A 16,062-nucleotide genomic window follows, 5' to 3' on the forward strand; every position below is an offset into this window, starting at 1 on the left:
GGGCGCTTCGTATGACTTCGGGATCGTGAAGCTGTTCGGTGAAATCTCGCGCGTGAAGAACGTGTTCGACTACGTCAACCCGCCGCCCATCGGCACGGGTGACTTCAAGGGCGACGGCACGCTCCTCGGCGCGACCATCCCGGTCGGTCCGGCCCTGATCCGCATGGCCTGGTCGCGCGTCAAGCTGAACTACACCTCGGCACCCACGGTCGCTGCTGCGTTGATTCCGCCGGACCCGAAGGCCGACAAGTTCGCCCTCAGCGGTGTCTACAACCTGTCCCGGCGCACCGCGCTGTACGCCACCGCGGCCTTGATCAAGAACAAGAACGGCGCCAACTTCAACGCCAACAGCACCTTCGTGGCCGGCACGCCGGGCTTCACGAATACCTTCCTGACGACCGGGCAGGGCTACGAGGCGAAGAACGCGATGGGCTACGACTTCGGCATCCGCCACGCGTTCTAAGCGCGCGCGGGCTTTTGAGGTCTGTCGAATGATCGCCGACTTGCTGGCGTTGCGGTCGTGGGGCGACAGGTGCCCCGACATTGAGTTGCATTATTTCCGCGTTGCATGACGCGCAACGCTGCCTCTCCGTCGACTGGACCGAAGGGCAGCCATCTGGCCACGAGAGCCAAGGAGACAAGGATGAGCACTGCCGACGATAGCCGTATCCCCGCGGCTGCAACACCCATCAGCGGCCGCGCGCGCACGATGCGTGTCGAAACGCTGACTCCCACCATCGGTGCCGAGTTGCATGAGGTCGACCTGGCCGACGCGGTGCACGATGACGCCTTGTTCGCCGAGATCCGGGCGTTGCTGCTCACGCACAAGGTGCTGTTCCTGCGCGATCAGCATTTCACGCGCGAAGAGCATGTGGCCTTCGCCCGACGCTTCGGGCCTCTGGAAGACCATCCCGTGGTCGGCAGCGACCCCGATCACCCCGGGCTGGTTCGCATTTACAAGGGGCCTGACAGCCGACAGGAGCAGTACGAGAACGCCTGGCACTGCGACACCACCTGGCGCGAGTGCCCGCAGATGGGCGCAGTGCTGCGCTGCGTGGAAGGCCCGGAAGTCGGTGGCGACATGTTGTGGGCCAACATGGGCGAGGCCTACCGGCGCCTGCCCGGGCATGTCAAGGCACAGATCGCGCCCCTGCGCGCGCGCCACAGCATCGAGGCCAGCTTCGGCGCGGCCATGCCGATCGACAAGCGTCTGGCGCTGCATGCCCAGTTCCCCGATGCCGAGCATCCGGTGGTGCGCACGCACCCGGAGACCGGCGAGAAGATCCTGTTCGTGAACGCGTTCACCACGCATTTCACGAACTTCCACACGCCTGACAACGTGCGCTTCGGCCTGGACCACGCCCCCGGCGCCGGCCTGCTCCTGCACTATCTGATGAGCCAGGCCAGCGTACCCGAATACCAGGTCCGATTCCGCTGGAGGAAGAACAGCGTCGCGATCTGGGACAACCGTTGCACGCAACACTATGCGGCACAAGACTTCTGGCCGGCGGTACGCAAGCTCGAACGTGCGGGAATCGTTGGCGACAGGCCCTGCTGAGGAACCCGACGGGTCCCGCCTGCGGCGAGTCACCGGTCGTGGAAACGCCGCTGGCGCGGCGCTGCATGTCGCGGATCGTGGGCTCCTGCGGCGCGAGGTGGCTCGCGCGCAGATGATGACGCGCATGTGCGCCGGCGCCGGAATGTTCCGGCAGCGGCCAGGTGCGCCGGCTTGCCCCAGACAGCGACGTCGGCCGAACCCGAGGCCCGGACCCTGTGGCTGCTGGTAATGGCAGAGGATCCGAAGCACCTCGCGCTGTCGATCGCCGACCTGGGGGCCGCAAGCCTTCATGCTGGGGCGTTCAGGTCGAAGGCCTACTTCCGCGTTCGCGGCCAACCTGTGGACGCCAGCGGGACGCCAGCGGGCCGGGCGTGGTGTTCGGCAACGGCACCGCGCCCAACCTGGGCAAGGGCGTGAAGGTCAACGTCCACGGCGACGAAGTCGTCAACGGCGTGTTGACGGCATCGGAGGTGGTGTTTCAATGATGGGCGCCTGCGCCCCGGCAAAGCGATCGCCTGCTTCGAGCTGATCACGATCAGTGATGCGCAGAGCCGATGCCGACGGGACGGTGCTCGCGCGTGTCATCAGCGCGGAAGGCCGATCACGGTGCCTTCGCGCCGACTGTCGGCCGCCCCATACTGCTTGCCCGTGTGCGCGTCGACAATCACCGCCTGGACTGAGCCGATTTCGCCACCCGGCGCCGTGATGCCAACGGTGTAGCCCATGCCCCCCAGCCCGATGATCGTGGCCTGGGGGAATCCTGGCTCCATGCTCACGGTGCTACCGGTACTGGTCACCGAAAGCCGGGGCGCGTCGATGGCCTCCTGCAGCGACATCTTGTGGTCGATGAGATTGATCGTCACATTGAGCACCGAATTGATGATCGATGCGCCGCCCGGCGATCCGTAGGCCACCAGTGGTGTGCCGTCCGGTGAGAAGATCATCGTCGGATTCATGCTGCTGCGAGGCCGCTTGTTGGGCTGCACGTCGTTGAAGCCAGCACTTCCGGTGTACGGATTGGTACTGGGCGTGGTGTTGAAGTCGGTCAACTCGTTGTTGAGCAGGAAGCCGTGGTTTCTGAATGACCCATCGCTGCGTTTGTATCCCGCGAACACGCCAATGCCATGCGAAGACTCGATGGTGTTGGTGTAGGTGACCATGTTGCCCCACTTGTCGACCACCGAAAAGTGGGTTGTCGTCTCTCCGGGGCCCGTGACAGGCTCGGCCACCGCCAGGCGCCGCGTGGCTCTGATGCCTGCGATGTCATAAGGTCTCGGGTCACCTGCGGTCGGATTCGGTGACAGCCGCAGCCCCGGTACGATCGCCGCGCCGCGCAGGCTCACATAGCCCGGGGCGAGCAGCCCCTTGGCAGGCACCGGCACAAAATCGGCATCGCCCATCCACTGCGAGCGATCGGCGAATCCGATCCGCATCGCATCGATCATCACGTTGGTTGTCTTGAGAGAGCCGAAGCCGTAGCCCTGGCTCGCGTCGCCGATGGGAAAGCGTTCCAGCATCTTGAGCATCTGCAACATCGTCAGCCCGCCGGAACTGGGTGGCGACATGGCCTTGATCGTATAGCCGCGATAGGTCGCGACCACGGGCTGACGAACGTTGGCCTGGTAGTTCTCAAGATCAGCCAGCGTCATGCTGCCGCCCTTGCCATTGGGTGCCTGCGGCCGGTTGAACTTCTGACCTTCGACGATGCCGGCGGCGATGTCACAGCCTTTCTCGGGCATGAGCTTGTAGAAGCAGTCCGGCCCATTGGCCGCCAAGAGCCGGAAGGTATCCGCGAGGGGCTTGTTCTGCACCAGCGAGCCTAACGGCACCGGCTGTCCGCCGGGGCAGAAGTAGGCGGCCGATTCTGGCGAGTTCGTGGAGCGGCCTCCGTTGTTGCAACTGACCGCCGTATACCGCGGCGTTGCCGCAAAGCCCTCGTCGGCCAACTTGATGGCCGGCTGTATCACCTCGGCCAGCGCGAGGTTGCCGAAGCGTTCGAGAGCCATAGAAGTACCGCGCACCATGCCTGGCACGCCCACCGCGACGCCCTGCAATGTCGAACTTGGCACGCCGACGAACATGTTTGCGGTCGCAGCACCAGGTGCCTTCTCCCGGGTCTCGATCACGAACGTCTGGCCCATCCTGGCCATGTGAATCATCATGAATCCCCCGCCGCCGATGCCTGCCGACTGGGGTTCGACGACATTGAGCGCATAGGCGATGGCCACCGCTGCGTCGATGGCGTTGCCGCCTTGCTCGAGGATCTGGGCGCCGGCCTCGGCGCCATAAGGGTTGGCCACAGCGACCACACCCTGCCGGAAGGCCTTGCCTGCCCAGGAGGGGGGATGGCCCTTGGCTTGCGGCGGTCGTGGGACAGAGCTCTCGACCCCGGGTGTCTGGTCACCGCCCTCGTCAGCGTGGACGAAGGTGAACGCACTGCACGCAAGCACGGCGGCAATGCGGATGGCGATGCGGGTCGGGATCAAGTTGTATTCAGCCATGAACGAGTTCTCCACAGTCCAATTGCACTTCTCGACCAAAACAGGGCTTGCGCCGTCGCGCCATGCCGACTCGACCTTTGCGAGTCCGAAGCAACGAAGCTACAAGCAATGCTAGCCTGCCGGCCTGAATCTCGGTGCTTCTTTTGACCATCGATGCGCGAACGCTTTCATGCAGGGTCAGCGTTCTCCCTTCGGCATGCCTGACAAAATGTGGGGGACGCCCTGTGCGAGCTTCTCGTCAAAGTGCACGATGCAGCATGAACGATGAAGACGGATTGCGGTTGCTTCCTACATCTTGCCTTTGACCGGCGCGTACATTCAGTGAGCCAAATATCCAATGGCGATGGAGAGGGTCATGGGTGCATCGCTTCAGAAAGAGATAACAGGTTCGTCGGGCGTGGAGTTCGGGAAGCTTGGCGTTGTCTTGGAGATGATGTGGCGCGGCGAGCAAGGAGGATTGAAGAGGTGCGCGTTCTGTCGGACCCTGAATCACCACCGCGCCCTGCGTTGCTCGGTTTGTTCGTGCGCGCTTGTTCAGCAGGGCAGGAGTGATTCGCGAATCGTGTCGCGTGGACGGGAGGTCAGCGCCGGCAAGACAAGGTCTGGCAGCTCGATTCGACGCGTTCGCCGAGAGTTCTTGAATACGCTTTTATGGACTCTGGCCATGCCGCTTGTCCTGAGCGTCGGCTTTCTCTGTTGGTACGCGTACCGTGGCGTGCGCACGGCGCCGCCGTCGCAGTTCATCATGAAGGATGCCTCCGCGGAGCTTTTGCGCTCGAAAGCGCCTGTGGCCACGCGCGCTCCGGAAGTTCCTCAAGGTCTCGACCACCGCGCGTCCGCTGCGGGTCTTGACGATGGTGTCATCCTCCGGGGTGAGGTGCTTCCGCTCGATCCGGGACCGGCACATCCTTCCGTCCCACCGCGTTCGGCTCGAAAGCCGCAACCCAGGGCGGTGACGGCGCATTCGGCACCGACATTGGACAGGGATTCTCGCCGCAGAGGTGAAGCTCCAAGCAAAGCTTCTCCGCCAGACGTCACCGCATCCTGCCAAGGCGAAATGTTCCTCTTGCGAGCGGTGTGCATCAACGAACTGTGTGCAAAGAGCCAGAACGCCGGGCATCCGAGTTGCGCGGACGCTATCAGGCAGAGACGTATCGACGAGGCTCGACGTAATCCGATGCTCGCAGGGTGAACGCCGTCGCTCGAGTTTGTGATTGCGGCTCGAAGCTCGCTGGCGCGCACTTGAGCATGCCACGCCAGGATGCCTCTCGACGGAAGTCGGCCGAGCCGGCAGTGTCGTGCCCGATGGCCTCGTCACGAACGACGCATTCCTTACGACTACGGCGCCGCACAGGCCGTGCCCGGTCCCCCGTTTCACCTTCGCGGCTTTCCTCGAGGCGGTGATGACAGGCCCGCTGGGGGCTGGAGCGGTGGGCTGATCATTCTCGTCGCGATCCTTGTTCCCGGATTTCTGATCATCGTCGGTGCGCTGCCGTTCCGTCGGAATGTGCAATCTGGCAGACGCCGTGAGGGCATTGGGCCCGACGATTGCAGAACAGGTTGAACTGCCTACACTACCCTCATGACCAACCCCCTCATTTGCACATCCGTTGCCTTGGCTGCGCTGCACCTTGCGGCGCCCTCTGCAATTGCGGCTGCTGTGAAGGCGCGTCGTCAGCTGACGCCAGCACATTCCTAAGCCCGGCGGTCCGCTCTTTCCCTTCAGCGCAACCATCCACCGCCGGGCACAAACGGCGCGCGTAACGGATGCCGTTCTCACACGGTGTTCGCATCAGATGGAGTGCAGCTATGCATACAGTTGTTCACGGCGAGCGCACGCTTACCGACCTTGATTTCGCCCGTCTGACGAAGCTTTCAAGCCGGCAGGTTCCGCCCACTCTCGCGGATTTGCTCGCAAGCGCGGAGGTCACGAAGTCCCGTGCAATCGACACCGATGTCGTCACGATGTATTCGCGCGTCGAGATGGTCGACGTGCGCACGCGCAGGCGCCAGGTGCTCACGATCTGCTATCCCCAAGACGCGGCGCCCGCTGCCGGCTGCATCTCGGTGCTTTCGCCAGCTGGTGTCGGCATCCTCGGCCTGAGAACGGGCGACATCGCCAGATGGCTCACGCCCGCTGGCGAACAGTGCGCTGCAGAAATCGCTGCCATCCAGTACCAGCCTGAGGCTGCAGGCGACTATTCCCGGTAGCCCGTCGACCACCAGGTCGCACCCATGGCTCTCGATCGGGCCTTCCTTAGCAGCAACCCACACCCCTTGGCCGCGATCTCGCGCATTGATGGTTGGCACTCGCCGTGTCGAAAGGTTTTGCCTTGACCCCTCACTCCATTCTTGCTGTCACCGATTTCTCTGCCCAGGGGAACCACGCGCTTGCTCGCGCAGCCCTTCTTTGCGCAGAGCACGGCGCGAAGCTCAAGCTGGTCTGCCTTGCCTACCCTGGTGAGGCTGCGCCAGCAGATGCTGCCACCCGGCTAGCGCACCACGCTCTGCAGCTCAGCGAGCGCCATGGCATCCAAGTGCATGCAGCAAGTCGGCTCGCCTTCACCGTCGAGGACGTCCTGTCCGAGGTGATCTGCGCAGACCTCGTTGCCTGGGGTACAGCCCCGGTGCAGAGCTTGCGGTCCTTTTTTCTGGGGCAGCCGGTTGAAGAGCTGCTGCGAAGGGCCCGCCGGCCCGTTCTTGTCGTGCGACGTGAGGCCGAGCACAACTACCGCAGCCTGATAGTCGCCGTCGACTTCACAGAGGTGTCGGCCGGACTTGTGGACATTGGCTTTGCTCTGAGCAAGTCGGCACAGGTCGAGCTCTTCCATGCGGTGAGCTCAGTCATCGAGGGCAAGCTTCGGTACGCCGAGGTCTCAGATCACGCGATCAAGGTCTACCGCAGCGAGTGCCGGCGCTACGCGCAGGACAGGATTTTCTGGCTGACGGACTCGTATGACACGAGGCGCAATCGTGTCTCGTCCGCCGTCGGCCACGGTGACGCGGCCCGACAGACGGTCGTGCAACAGCAAACCCGTGGCGCCGAGCTCATCGTCGTCGGCAGGCACCCCTCGTCACGACTGAGCGACTTCTTCTTCGACAGTACGGCGAATCGGATTCTCGACTACTCGCACACCGACGTCCTCGTGGTACCCCACGACCACCAGCCGGCTTCCAGCGCCGTCGCCATGAAAAGGCTTTCAATGGAAGCGCCCGCAGTGCGCCGGGTGAGAGCCGGCGCACCAAATCCACCACACTTTCCCAATCCAGCAGCAGTGCTTGGCGGATCAAAGAAACCTCAGCCGAATCGGTCAGCTTCGGATAGCTGCGACTTGCCGATTCGAGTCCCGTAGAGAAGGTCGCCCGGCTCCGGGGCGCTGCTCTGGCCGATCAAGGTCTGCCATGCAATGCGCCACAGCTTCTTTGTCGCTCGCTTCGCGTTCTTCGCGACAGCTGACACGGCGTTGCGACACCGCAGGAGTGCGGTGGACGAACTTTTTCCAATGCCCAGCCGAACCAGTGCCTCACGAAGGCCAGGCTTTCGATGGGCAAGTCCCTCCTCACTCTCGGCGTTGCTGGCTTTGACGACGCTTGATTTGCAGAAGTCAACTTTCCAGTTGTCCCCTTGGGCGATGCATGGCTATGTGGATGACCAACAGGGACAACCCGCCGCAGCCGCGCCCCGCCTCGCGTTCGACAAGATGCCCGGCGAATGAGCAAGCGTGTTCGATCGCCAACACATTTGCAGAGGGCTACTTCTCGCGCCAGCTCCGCAAGTGCCGCGCGGCGGGTCACCGGTTCAGCGGCCCACGAACTCTCAGCGGCGCTTCACGTAGTACGTCTACCGTCCATGGAGGAAGCAGACTCGTAGCACCGCGCACGGGCAATGCAATAGGACCAATTCGCCAGGTGGTCGAACGTGTTGTCTTGCTTGATTGCGACAGCCAAGCCAAACCTCGCCTTGCATTCGGGGCGACGATCGACGAGTCACCGGATCACTGCGTGTGGAGCTTCCCGGTCTCGAAACCGCGGCCTGATGTCGGCGCCCTCCATTCAAGGCCGGCCGTTCTCACAACCGGAATCACTGGAATATCTCGACCAAAGCCAAGCCGTTGCCGCGCGATCCTCCCACGGCCAGCACTCGGCCGTCAGGAAGCAGCGTGACCGTGTGATCGAACCGCGCCCGCTTCAGGCTGCTGGTAGTCGACCACGCCCCCGTTGTACGGTCCCAGATCTCTGTGGATGAGAGCCGACGGTTGCGCTTGCCCAGCCCTCCGACCTCCATCAACCTGCCATCGGCCAACAGCGTGGCGCTGTGCTTGGAGCGTTCCCGGCTCAGCGTGCCGGTGGACGCCCATGCGTTGGCGGTTGGGTCGTAGAGCTCCGCGCTCGGCAGGTTGACACTCCCATTGTTGCCGCCGACCACCAGCACGCGGCCGTCCGGCAGCGCAGTGGCACTGAACGCCGTGCGGCCAGCGCCCAGGGTGCCGGTCGCTGACCACGTGCCTGTTGCCGGGTCGTACAACTCGGCAGTGGCGAGGCCGCCCCGGCCGTCGGCGGTGCTCGAGCCTCCCATGACCAGCACCTTGCCGTTCGGAAGCAGTGCTGCCCCGTGGTACACGCGTGGCTGGCCGAGGTCGCCAGTCGGGACCCAGGTGCCTGAGGACGGGTTGTACAGTTCGGCCGTCGACACGACCGTGCTGCCGACCGCGCCGCCGGTCACCAGCACCCGACCATCGAGCAGCCGCGTGGCCGTGTGACTGACACGGGCCTGGGCCAGATTCCCCCGCGACGACCAGCCGCTGGTCGCCGGGTCGTAGAGTTCGGTGGCGACTACCCCGCCTCCTGCAATGAGCACACGGCCGTCGGCCATCAGCGTTGCAGAGGCCCCTTCGTGACTCGAGCTGGTGCTGCCGGTGGAAGACCACTCTCCCGTGGCCGGTTCGAACAGGACGGCCGTGGTGAGGTTCCGGCTCCCGCCTGCGACCAGAACCTTGCCGTTGAGCAGCAAGGTGGCTGTATGGCGTGCACGTGCCTGCTTGAGCGAGTTGGCAGGCCGCCATCTGCCGGCCAGCTCGTCGTACACGGCGATGGTCACCTGTGTCGAGACGCTGCCGCCGCCGTTGCTGGCCGTAATCGTGTGGACGGTTGCTGCCTGGATCGCGGAGGGTGTGCCGCTGATCACGCCGGTGAGCGAGTCGATGCTCAAGCCAGCGGGCAAGGGTGGCGCCACCGAGAACTGCGTGACCTCTCCGTCGGAATACTCCGGCACGTTGGGCGCAATCGGATCGCCCACCGTGTAGACGACCGATTCATCTTCGAACTCGAGGCCTACGGGTGCCGACACTTGTGCGCGGACCTCGATGCTGATCTGCGCAATGGCAGCTCCCTCGGCGTTGGTGCCAGTGACTGTGTAGATCGCCTGCGGCGCCGGGTCACTCGGTAGCCCGCTGATCACGCCGGTCAGTGAATCCATGCTCAAACCCGTGGGCAGCGGCGGCGACACGACGTAGTGGGTGATGGCCCCGCCCGAACTGGCGGGCGTGTTCGGCGTGATCGCCTCATGGGTTGTGTAGACCACTGCGGGATCAAGGTAGTGAAGATCGGACGGCTCGAAAATCGTGGGCTCGACCTCGATCTGCAGGCGCGCTGTCGCGCTGCCAGCCGCGTTGCGGCCGGTCACCGCGTAGACCGTGGCGCGCGTGACAGCGGTGGGCATGCCGCTGATCACGCCAGTCGACGCGTCGAGGCTCAGGCCCGCCGGCAGCCCGGGGGACACCGAGAACAGCGTGATCTCGCCGCCGGAATAGTGAGGCAGGTCACTCACGATCGCTTCGCCGACGGTGTAGATGACGCTCGCGTCGGCATAGGTGAGCGCCGCGGGCGGCAGCACTTGCGCACGCACCTCGATGCGAAGCAGCGCGTGTGCCGCGCCGGCGCTGTTGCGGCCGGTGACGGTGTAGGTCGCCTGGGCTGGCGCGACCAGCGGGGTGCCACTGATGGCACCCGTTTGCACATCCATGCTCAGTCCCGCCGGCAGGGCCGGCGACACCGAGAACCGCGTGATCTCGCCACCAGAATATTGCGGGATGTTGGGCACGATCGCTTCGTTGGTCACATAGATCACGGCGGTGTCGAGATAGTGCAGGCCTGCCGGCGCCACCACCGTATCCATGACCTCGATCTCCAGGCGCGTGACCGAGTTGCCAGCCGCGTTGCTGCCGGTCACGATGTAGACCGCTGGCGCGGTGGCCTGGGTTGGCATGCCGCTCAGCACGCCCGTCTGTGAATCCAGGCTCAGTCCAGCGGGCAGCGCCGGCGACACTGTGTAGTGCGTGATGAGCCCGCCCGTGCTGCTGGGCGAATTGGGGATGATCGGCTCGTGGGTCACGTACGTGATCGACGCGTCGAGGTAGTGGAGACCGGCCGATGCAACGAGGGCAGGCACCACCTCGAACTGCAGGCGGGCGGTGGCATTGCCCGCGGCATTGCGGCCGGTGACCGTGTAGACGGCCAGTGGGCTTGCCGCCATGGGCGTGCCGCCGATCACGCCGGTTTGCGTGTCCAGGCTCAGTCCGGCCGGCAGCGTCGGCGAGATCGAGAACGACGTGACTTCTCCGCCTGCGTAGTGCGGCACGTTGAGCACCGCCGGGTGCCCGATGGTGTAGGCGGCGGCAGGGGCCGAGTAGACGAGTCCTGTGGGTGGCACCGCCTGTGCGCTGACCTCGATCTCCAGGCGCGCCGAGGAACTGCCGGCGGCGTTGCTGCCGGTCAAGGTGTAGACGGTCAGCGGAGTGACCACGCTTGGCGTGCCGCTGATCACGCCGGTGTGCACATCGAGCGCCAGGCCGGCCGGCAACCCCGGCGACACGTTGTAGAGCCGGATCTCGCCGCCGCTGCTGCTCGGCGTGTTGGGCACGATCGACTCGTTGGCCAAGTAGATGACGAAGCCGTCAAGATAGTGCAGGCCTTCCGGCGCCACTACGACGTTGCGCACCTCGATCTCCAGCCGTGCCGTTGCACTGCCTGCCGCGTTCCGGCCCGTCACCAGGAAGATCGCGGCAGTCGTTGCCGACGTGGGTGTGCCGCTGATCACGCCGGTCGTTGCATCAAGCGCCAGCCCAGGCGGCAACGCCGGCGACACGCTGTACTCGGCGGCGGCGCCGCCGCTGCCGATGGGCACGTTGGGCTCGATCGGCTCACCGATCACGTAGATGATCGAGGTGTCACGATAGTGCAAGCCGGTTGGCGGCGCTTGAGTCGCTTGGCCTGGGCCTATGGCTTGGCCTTGGCCATGGCCGCCGCATCCGCCGATGATGGCGGCCAGAACCAGGAAGAGCGCAGAGAGAAAGCGCCTCGTGTGCATGATCCCCCTCCGGAACAGCAACCCCGCTGAAGCGAACTGATCTTGGGCAACTCGATCTTGCTCCATCGAGTGCTGCGGCGCAAGAATATGAAAAAGGCAACCGCGCCCTTGTTCCAAGGCGAATGGTCAACCCACGGGCGCGCGCCCAATGGTCGGGCACCAGAGCAGCCATTCAATCGTGAGGACGATGCCCCACGGGCGCCGCCCACTGGCCGACGCCATCGCGCATTTGTGGCCTTGCACAACCCACTACCGGCTTCAAGCAGATCTGTCGGCAAGGGTGGAGGGTCACCTCTGCGCACGTGGCGGCTGCTCACCCGCATCGAAGCCGACATTGAAAAAAACAGTAGTTCTGGGTCGAGCGGGCCGCGATGTCGGGCGCACCAGGATTGGCTCGGGCAGTGCATGGCTTGCGCGGCGCAGCAGCGGGTGTTCGCAGCTTGCGCGCCACGACGGCCCGAGTGTGCGTCATTGACGACGCTCCTCATCGAGCGCATATTGATTGCCCGAAATTTGCGACAGAAACGGAGGTGCGGCGATGACAACGATGGCCAAGCCGACGATCGACGGTGTTCGCGAGCGCGCTCGCGGGCAGGTGATCACTCCCACCGACGAGGGCTACGAAGGGGCGCGCAAGGTCTACAACGGCATGATCGATCGCCGGCCCTTGGTAGTGATCCGTGCGGTCGACGTGGGCGACGTGATGGCCGGAGTCGACTATGCGCGTGAGAACGGCCTCGATCTGTCGGTGCGCGGCGGGTCGCACAGTGTCCCCGGATTTGGGACGTGCGACGGGGGCGTCGTGATCGACCTCTCGCAGATGAAAGGCGTGCGGATCGATCCGAATCGCAAGACGGCGCGGGCAGGCGGCGGGACCCTGTGGGCCGACTTCAATCACGCGACGTACCCGTTCGGATTGGCGACGACCGGCGGAATCATCGGCTCGACCGGCATCGCCGGGCTGACGCTTGGCGGCGGCATCGGCTACCTCACGCGCGGGTTCGGCCTGTCGCTGGACAACCTGCTCTCGGTGGATGTCGTCACGGCGGACGGACAGTTCCGCATGGCGAGTGCGGTGGAGAACGAGGATCTCTTCTGGGCGATCCGCGGCGGAGGCGGAAACTTCGGCGTGGTGACCTCGTTCGAGTTCCAGCTGCACCCGGTGAAGGACATCACGGCAGGCATCTTCTTCTATCCGATCGAGAAGGTGCGCGAGGTGTTGCAGTTCTACCGTGACTATGTGGCGAAAGCACCGGAGGAAATGGGGCTGTTCCCCGCGTTCCAGATTGCCCCGCCACTGCCCTTCATCAAAGCCGAGGACCATGGCAAGACGTTCATTGCAATCGTCTCGTGTTGGGCAGGGCCGATGGACCAGGCCGACGCGGAAATGGCAAAGATACGCGGCGCGGCGCCGGTCGTTGCGGAGATGGTCGCGCCGATGCCGTACCACGTGATCAACGGCCTTTTCGATGCACTGCTGCCTCCGGGCCTGCAACATTACTGGAAGGCCTCATTCGCGACCGAGTTGACGGATGGTGCGATCGAGGCACACGCCCGGTTCGGGCCGCAGGTGCCGGTGGTGAACTCCACGATGCACATCTACCCGATCAACGGAGCGTGCCACCGCGTGAAGCCCGACGCGACCGCATGGGGCCATCGGGACGCGAGCTTTGCGACCGTGATCGCTGGAATGTGGCCGGATCCCGCTGACAACACCAGGAACACGAAGTGGGTGAAGGACTACTACAAGGCTTTGGAGCCCCACTCGCAGGCAGGTGGCTACATCAACTTCATGGCCGAGGACGACCAGGGCCGGGTCAAGGACAATTTCGGACCGCACTACGACAAGCTGGCGTTGATCAAGCGCAAGTACGACCCGGGAAACCTGTTCCACATGAACCAGAATATCCAGCCCGTAGCATCATCTGAATCGTCCACCTCGGACTGAACTGCCGTTGAGCGGATTGCTCTGGCGCCAGCGGCGCTCGACTGCTCGTGCTTGATCGCGGGCACAGCGGCGCACGGACAGTTCATGGCCTGTCGAGGCGGGCGGGTGGCGGGCGGCGAGTTCCGAAGACCGCTGCCGCCGCGCAGCGGGGATTGGCATGCGACCATGACCGACGCAGAGACCCGTGCCCGCATGGACAACTGCCTGAGGCGCAGTACCTTTCAGCGATCGCCTCGAGGTGCCGGTGCAGCAATCGGAAAGATGGACAACACGCGCCAGGCGCCCCCGATTTCACGAGCACCTGGTTCAGGGGGAGTCGGCTATGCGGTGCCTGCCTGGCCGGACCGGTCGTGAACTTCACCGGCACATCGACCTCGGCGACGTCGTCGCCGATCGGCACGACCCGAACCCCGCCCGTACTCCGGGTCCAGCCGTCAGGTGCTCGCATTAGCTTCGCGAAATGCTGCAACGCCGCGCCTCGCCCCCAGATGACCGTTCCGCGCGTGATCCAGAGCAGCCCGGGGAGCCAACGCGATGCGATCCCCTCAGCCTGTGCAGAAGCTGACGTTCGTCAAAGCGGTTGCACGGTCAGGATCGGCCCGTCGCGAACGATCACGCGCGTACGTATCGACTTGCCGCCTCATTCCCGAAAAACGGATAACGCGGAAGATCCTCGTCGGCACTCCATGATCGCTTTCTACTGCACCCAGTTTCACGTGCCTGCGTGACTGAATACCACGGGTCCACCGTGCGCCTTTAGACTGCGAGGGCATGATCGCCACACTGCCGCCGTCACGCGGGAACGACTGCGGCGCTTCTTTTGCATCATCCGAGTAGCCGCACCCATCGGTGCCGGCCCAGGTGTGGTCTGTGAGGCGCATTTGCCGGACCAGGCGCTCGCTCGCTGCCAGGGCGGCCGCTGGAGCGACTCTCGCGAAAGGACCATGGCATGAGCGGTTATCTGAAAGATGGTCAGTGGCATGAGGGCTGGTACGACACGGGCAAGACCGCGGGCGAGTTCGTGCGCACCAACTCGAAGTTCCGCGGTTGGGTCACCGCCGACGGCGCGAACGGCTACCGTGCTGAACCCGGCCGTTACCACCTGTACGTTTCGCTCGCCTGCCCCTGGGCGCACCGAACACTCATCGCGCGCGTGCTGAAAGGGCTCGAGGGCGCGATCTCGGTATCGGTGGTCGAGCCTGTCATGACGCAGGGCTGGAGTTTCAGCGACGCGCTGCCGGACCATCTGCACGGCTTCCAGTTCCTGCACCAGCTTTACTCGGCGGCCGACCCGCGGTACACGGGCCGGATCCTGGTGCCGGCGCTCTGGGACAAGCAAACGCGCACAATCGTCAGCAACGAATCGAGCGAAATCCTGCGCATGTTCAATTCGGCTTTCGCAGCCTTCGCGCGAAATGTTGTCGATCTTTATCCCGAGGCGCTGCGGCCGCAGATCGACGAAGCCAATGCCTTCGTCTACGACAACATCAACAACGGCGTGTATCGCTGCGGGTTCGCCACCGAGCAGGCGGCGTACAAGCACGCGTTCGACCGCTTGTTCTCGGCACTTGACCGAGTTGAAGGCAACCTCGGGCAGCGGACCTGGCTGGCCGACGGCGAGCATGCCACGGAGGCGGATTGGCGGCTCTTCACCACGCTCTTGCGCTTCGATGCCGTGTACTTCGGGCACTTCAAATGCAATCGCAATCGCATCGAGGACTTTCCGCACCTCTCGCGCTATCTGCGCGCGCTGTACCGGACGCCCGGTATCGCGGCAACGGTGAACATGGACCACATAAAACGTCACTACTACATGAGCCATGCGCACATCAACCCGACGCGCATCGTACCGGCCGGACCACGGCTGAAGTTCATGGCGGACGCTGCGGACTGATCTCTTTTTCGACAAGAAACAAGCCACACGGCGTGGCGTGATACTTTGGTTCACTGTGCCGCGCCTCGACGCCGCTGTAGAGGGCTCGTGGCCTTGGGCGACGATGCCACGGCATTGCCGCTCACGTCGGCATTGCCGCCGAGATAGCCCACATGCGCACCCGCACGCCAGTTGCCGCGGGCCCACAGGTCGGTGCCGGCCTGCAGTCCGGCCACGTGGCCATCGGGGCGGACCTGGGCGACGCCCGGCCGCGGGATACCGACAAGGGCGCCGCGCGGATCAACGACGCGTTTAGCGAAATGAGTAGGTCATGCGCAACGTTGGAATTTCGGGTCCCTCCTCGGTGCCCTGCGGTCGCCACTGGATCAAATTTCCCTCCACATAGCCGTGACCGGCGTAGAAGGGCGCGGCGTTCATCGACGCCGCCACATGGACCCGTGATACGTTGCGGTCGGCGCAAATCGCATGTGCGGCGAGAAGCAAGGCCGTACCGACGCCGCGTCTTTGCCAGGCGGCGGCCGCGTACAGGCCAAGCAAATGCGCGCTGGTGCCGAACCGAAGGCATGCATAGCCGACGATCGACTGCCCTTCTTCAACGGCACAAATCGAGGTCCCGTCCTCCTGGTCGATGAAGGTGCGCAGTTCTGTCTCGTCTACGGCCTGCCGCCAGCACTTCATCTGCGCCGGCGAGTACATGCCGATGCTGCACAGCGCCGACTGACGCACCGAAATCATTGCCCGCACATCGCCGAGCCAGGACGGGCGAAGCATCATCGACTGCATGCGCGTGGGTAG

At 64.4% G+C, this 16,062-nt stretch carries 10 protein-coding genes; 6 read left to right on the forward strand and 4 right to left on the reverse strand.

Annotated features, from left to right (window positions below; all coding sequences use genetic code 11):
* A partial coding sequence (locus tag WKW79_RS33585) for a porin (protein WP_340339574.1) occupies positions 1-463 on the forward strand: 463 nt, incomplete at its 5' end.
* A 246-nt stretch (positions 464-709) separates the two neighbouring features.
* A complete protein-coding gene (locus tag WKW79_RS33590; protein ID WP_340339621.1) occupies positions 710-1,558 on the forward strand; it encodes a TauD/TfdA dioxygenase family protein in 849 nt (282 codons plus the stop codon).
* Between the two features lie 584 nt (positions 1,559-2,142).
* Here the strand turns inward: WKW79_RS33590 and ggt are convergent.
* Entirely contained in the window at positions 2,143-4,059 is a 1,917-nt protein-coding gene (gene ggt / locus WKW79_RS33595; RefSeq protein ID WP_340339575.1) for a gamma-glutamyltransferase, read from the reverse strand.
* Between the two features lie 1,809 nt (positions 4,060-5,868).
* Here ggt and WKW79_RS33600 point away from each other — a divergent pair.
* Positions 5,869-6,270, forward strand: a complete 402-nt coding sequence (locus WKW79_RS33600; protein ID WP_340339576.1) for a GreA/GreB family elongation factor — start codon at positions 5,869-5,871, stop codon at positions 6,268-6,270.
* Positions 6,271-6,362: 92 nt separating this feature from the next.
* Positions 6,363-7,412: a universal stress protein gene (locus tag WKW79_RS33605; protein WP_340339577.1), complete on the forward strand. Its 1,050-nt coding sequence runs from the start codon at positions 6,363-6,365 to the stop codon at positions 7,410-7,412.
* Between the two features lie 728 nt (positions 7,413-8,140).
* Here WKW79_RS33605 and WKW79_RS33610 read toward each other — a convergent pair.
* Complete coding sequence (locus tag WKW79_RS33610; RefSeq protein WP_340339578.1) at positions 8,141-11,299, reverse strand: putative Ig domain-containing protein; 3,159 nt, start codon at positions 11,297-11,299, stop codon at positions 8,141-8,143.
* A 664-nt stretch (positions 11,300-11,963) separates the two neighbouring features.
* Here WKW79_RS33610 and WKW79_RS33615 point away from each other — a divergent pair.
* A complete protein-coding gene (locus tag WKW79_RS33615; protein ID WP_340339579.1) occupies positions 11,964-13,373 on the forward strand; it encodes an FAD-binding oxidoreductase in 1,410 nt (469 codons plus the stop codon).
* A 949-nt stretch (positions 13,374-14,322) separates the two neighbouring features.
* Positions 14,323-15,267 (forward strand): glutathione S-transferase family protein, encoded by a 945-nt coding sequence (locus tag WKW79_RS33620; protein WP_340339580.1) that lies wholly within the window; start codon positions 14,323-14,325, stop codon positions 15,265-15,267.
* 50 nt (positions 15,268-15,317) lie between these two features.
* Here the strand turns inward: WKW79_RS33620 and WKW79_RS33625 are convergent, their stop codons facing one another.
* Both WKW79_RS33625 and WKW79_RS33630 read right to left on the reverse strand, forming a co-directional pair.
* Entirely contained in the window at positions 15,318-15,482 is a 165-nt protein-coding gene (locus WKW79_RS33625) for a hypothetical protein (protein WP_340339581.1), read from the reverse strand.
* Between the two features lie 76 nt (positions 15,483-15,558).
* Positions 15,559-16,041: a GNAT family N-acetyltransferase gene (locus tag WKW79_RS33630; RefSeq protein ID WP_340339582.1), complete on the reverse strand. Its 483-nt coding sequence runs from the start codon at positions 16,039-16,041 to the stop codon at positions 15,559-15,561.
* Positions 16,042-16,062: the final 21 nt, after the last annotated feature.

Source organism: Variovorax robiniae, assembly GCF_037889955.1.
Classification (GTDB): Bacteria; Pseudomonadota; Gammaproteobacteria; order Burkholderiales; family Burkholderiaceae_C; genus Variovorax; species Variovorax robiniae.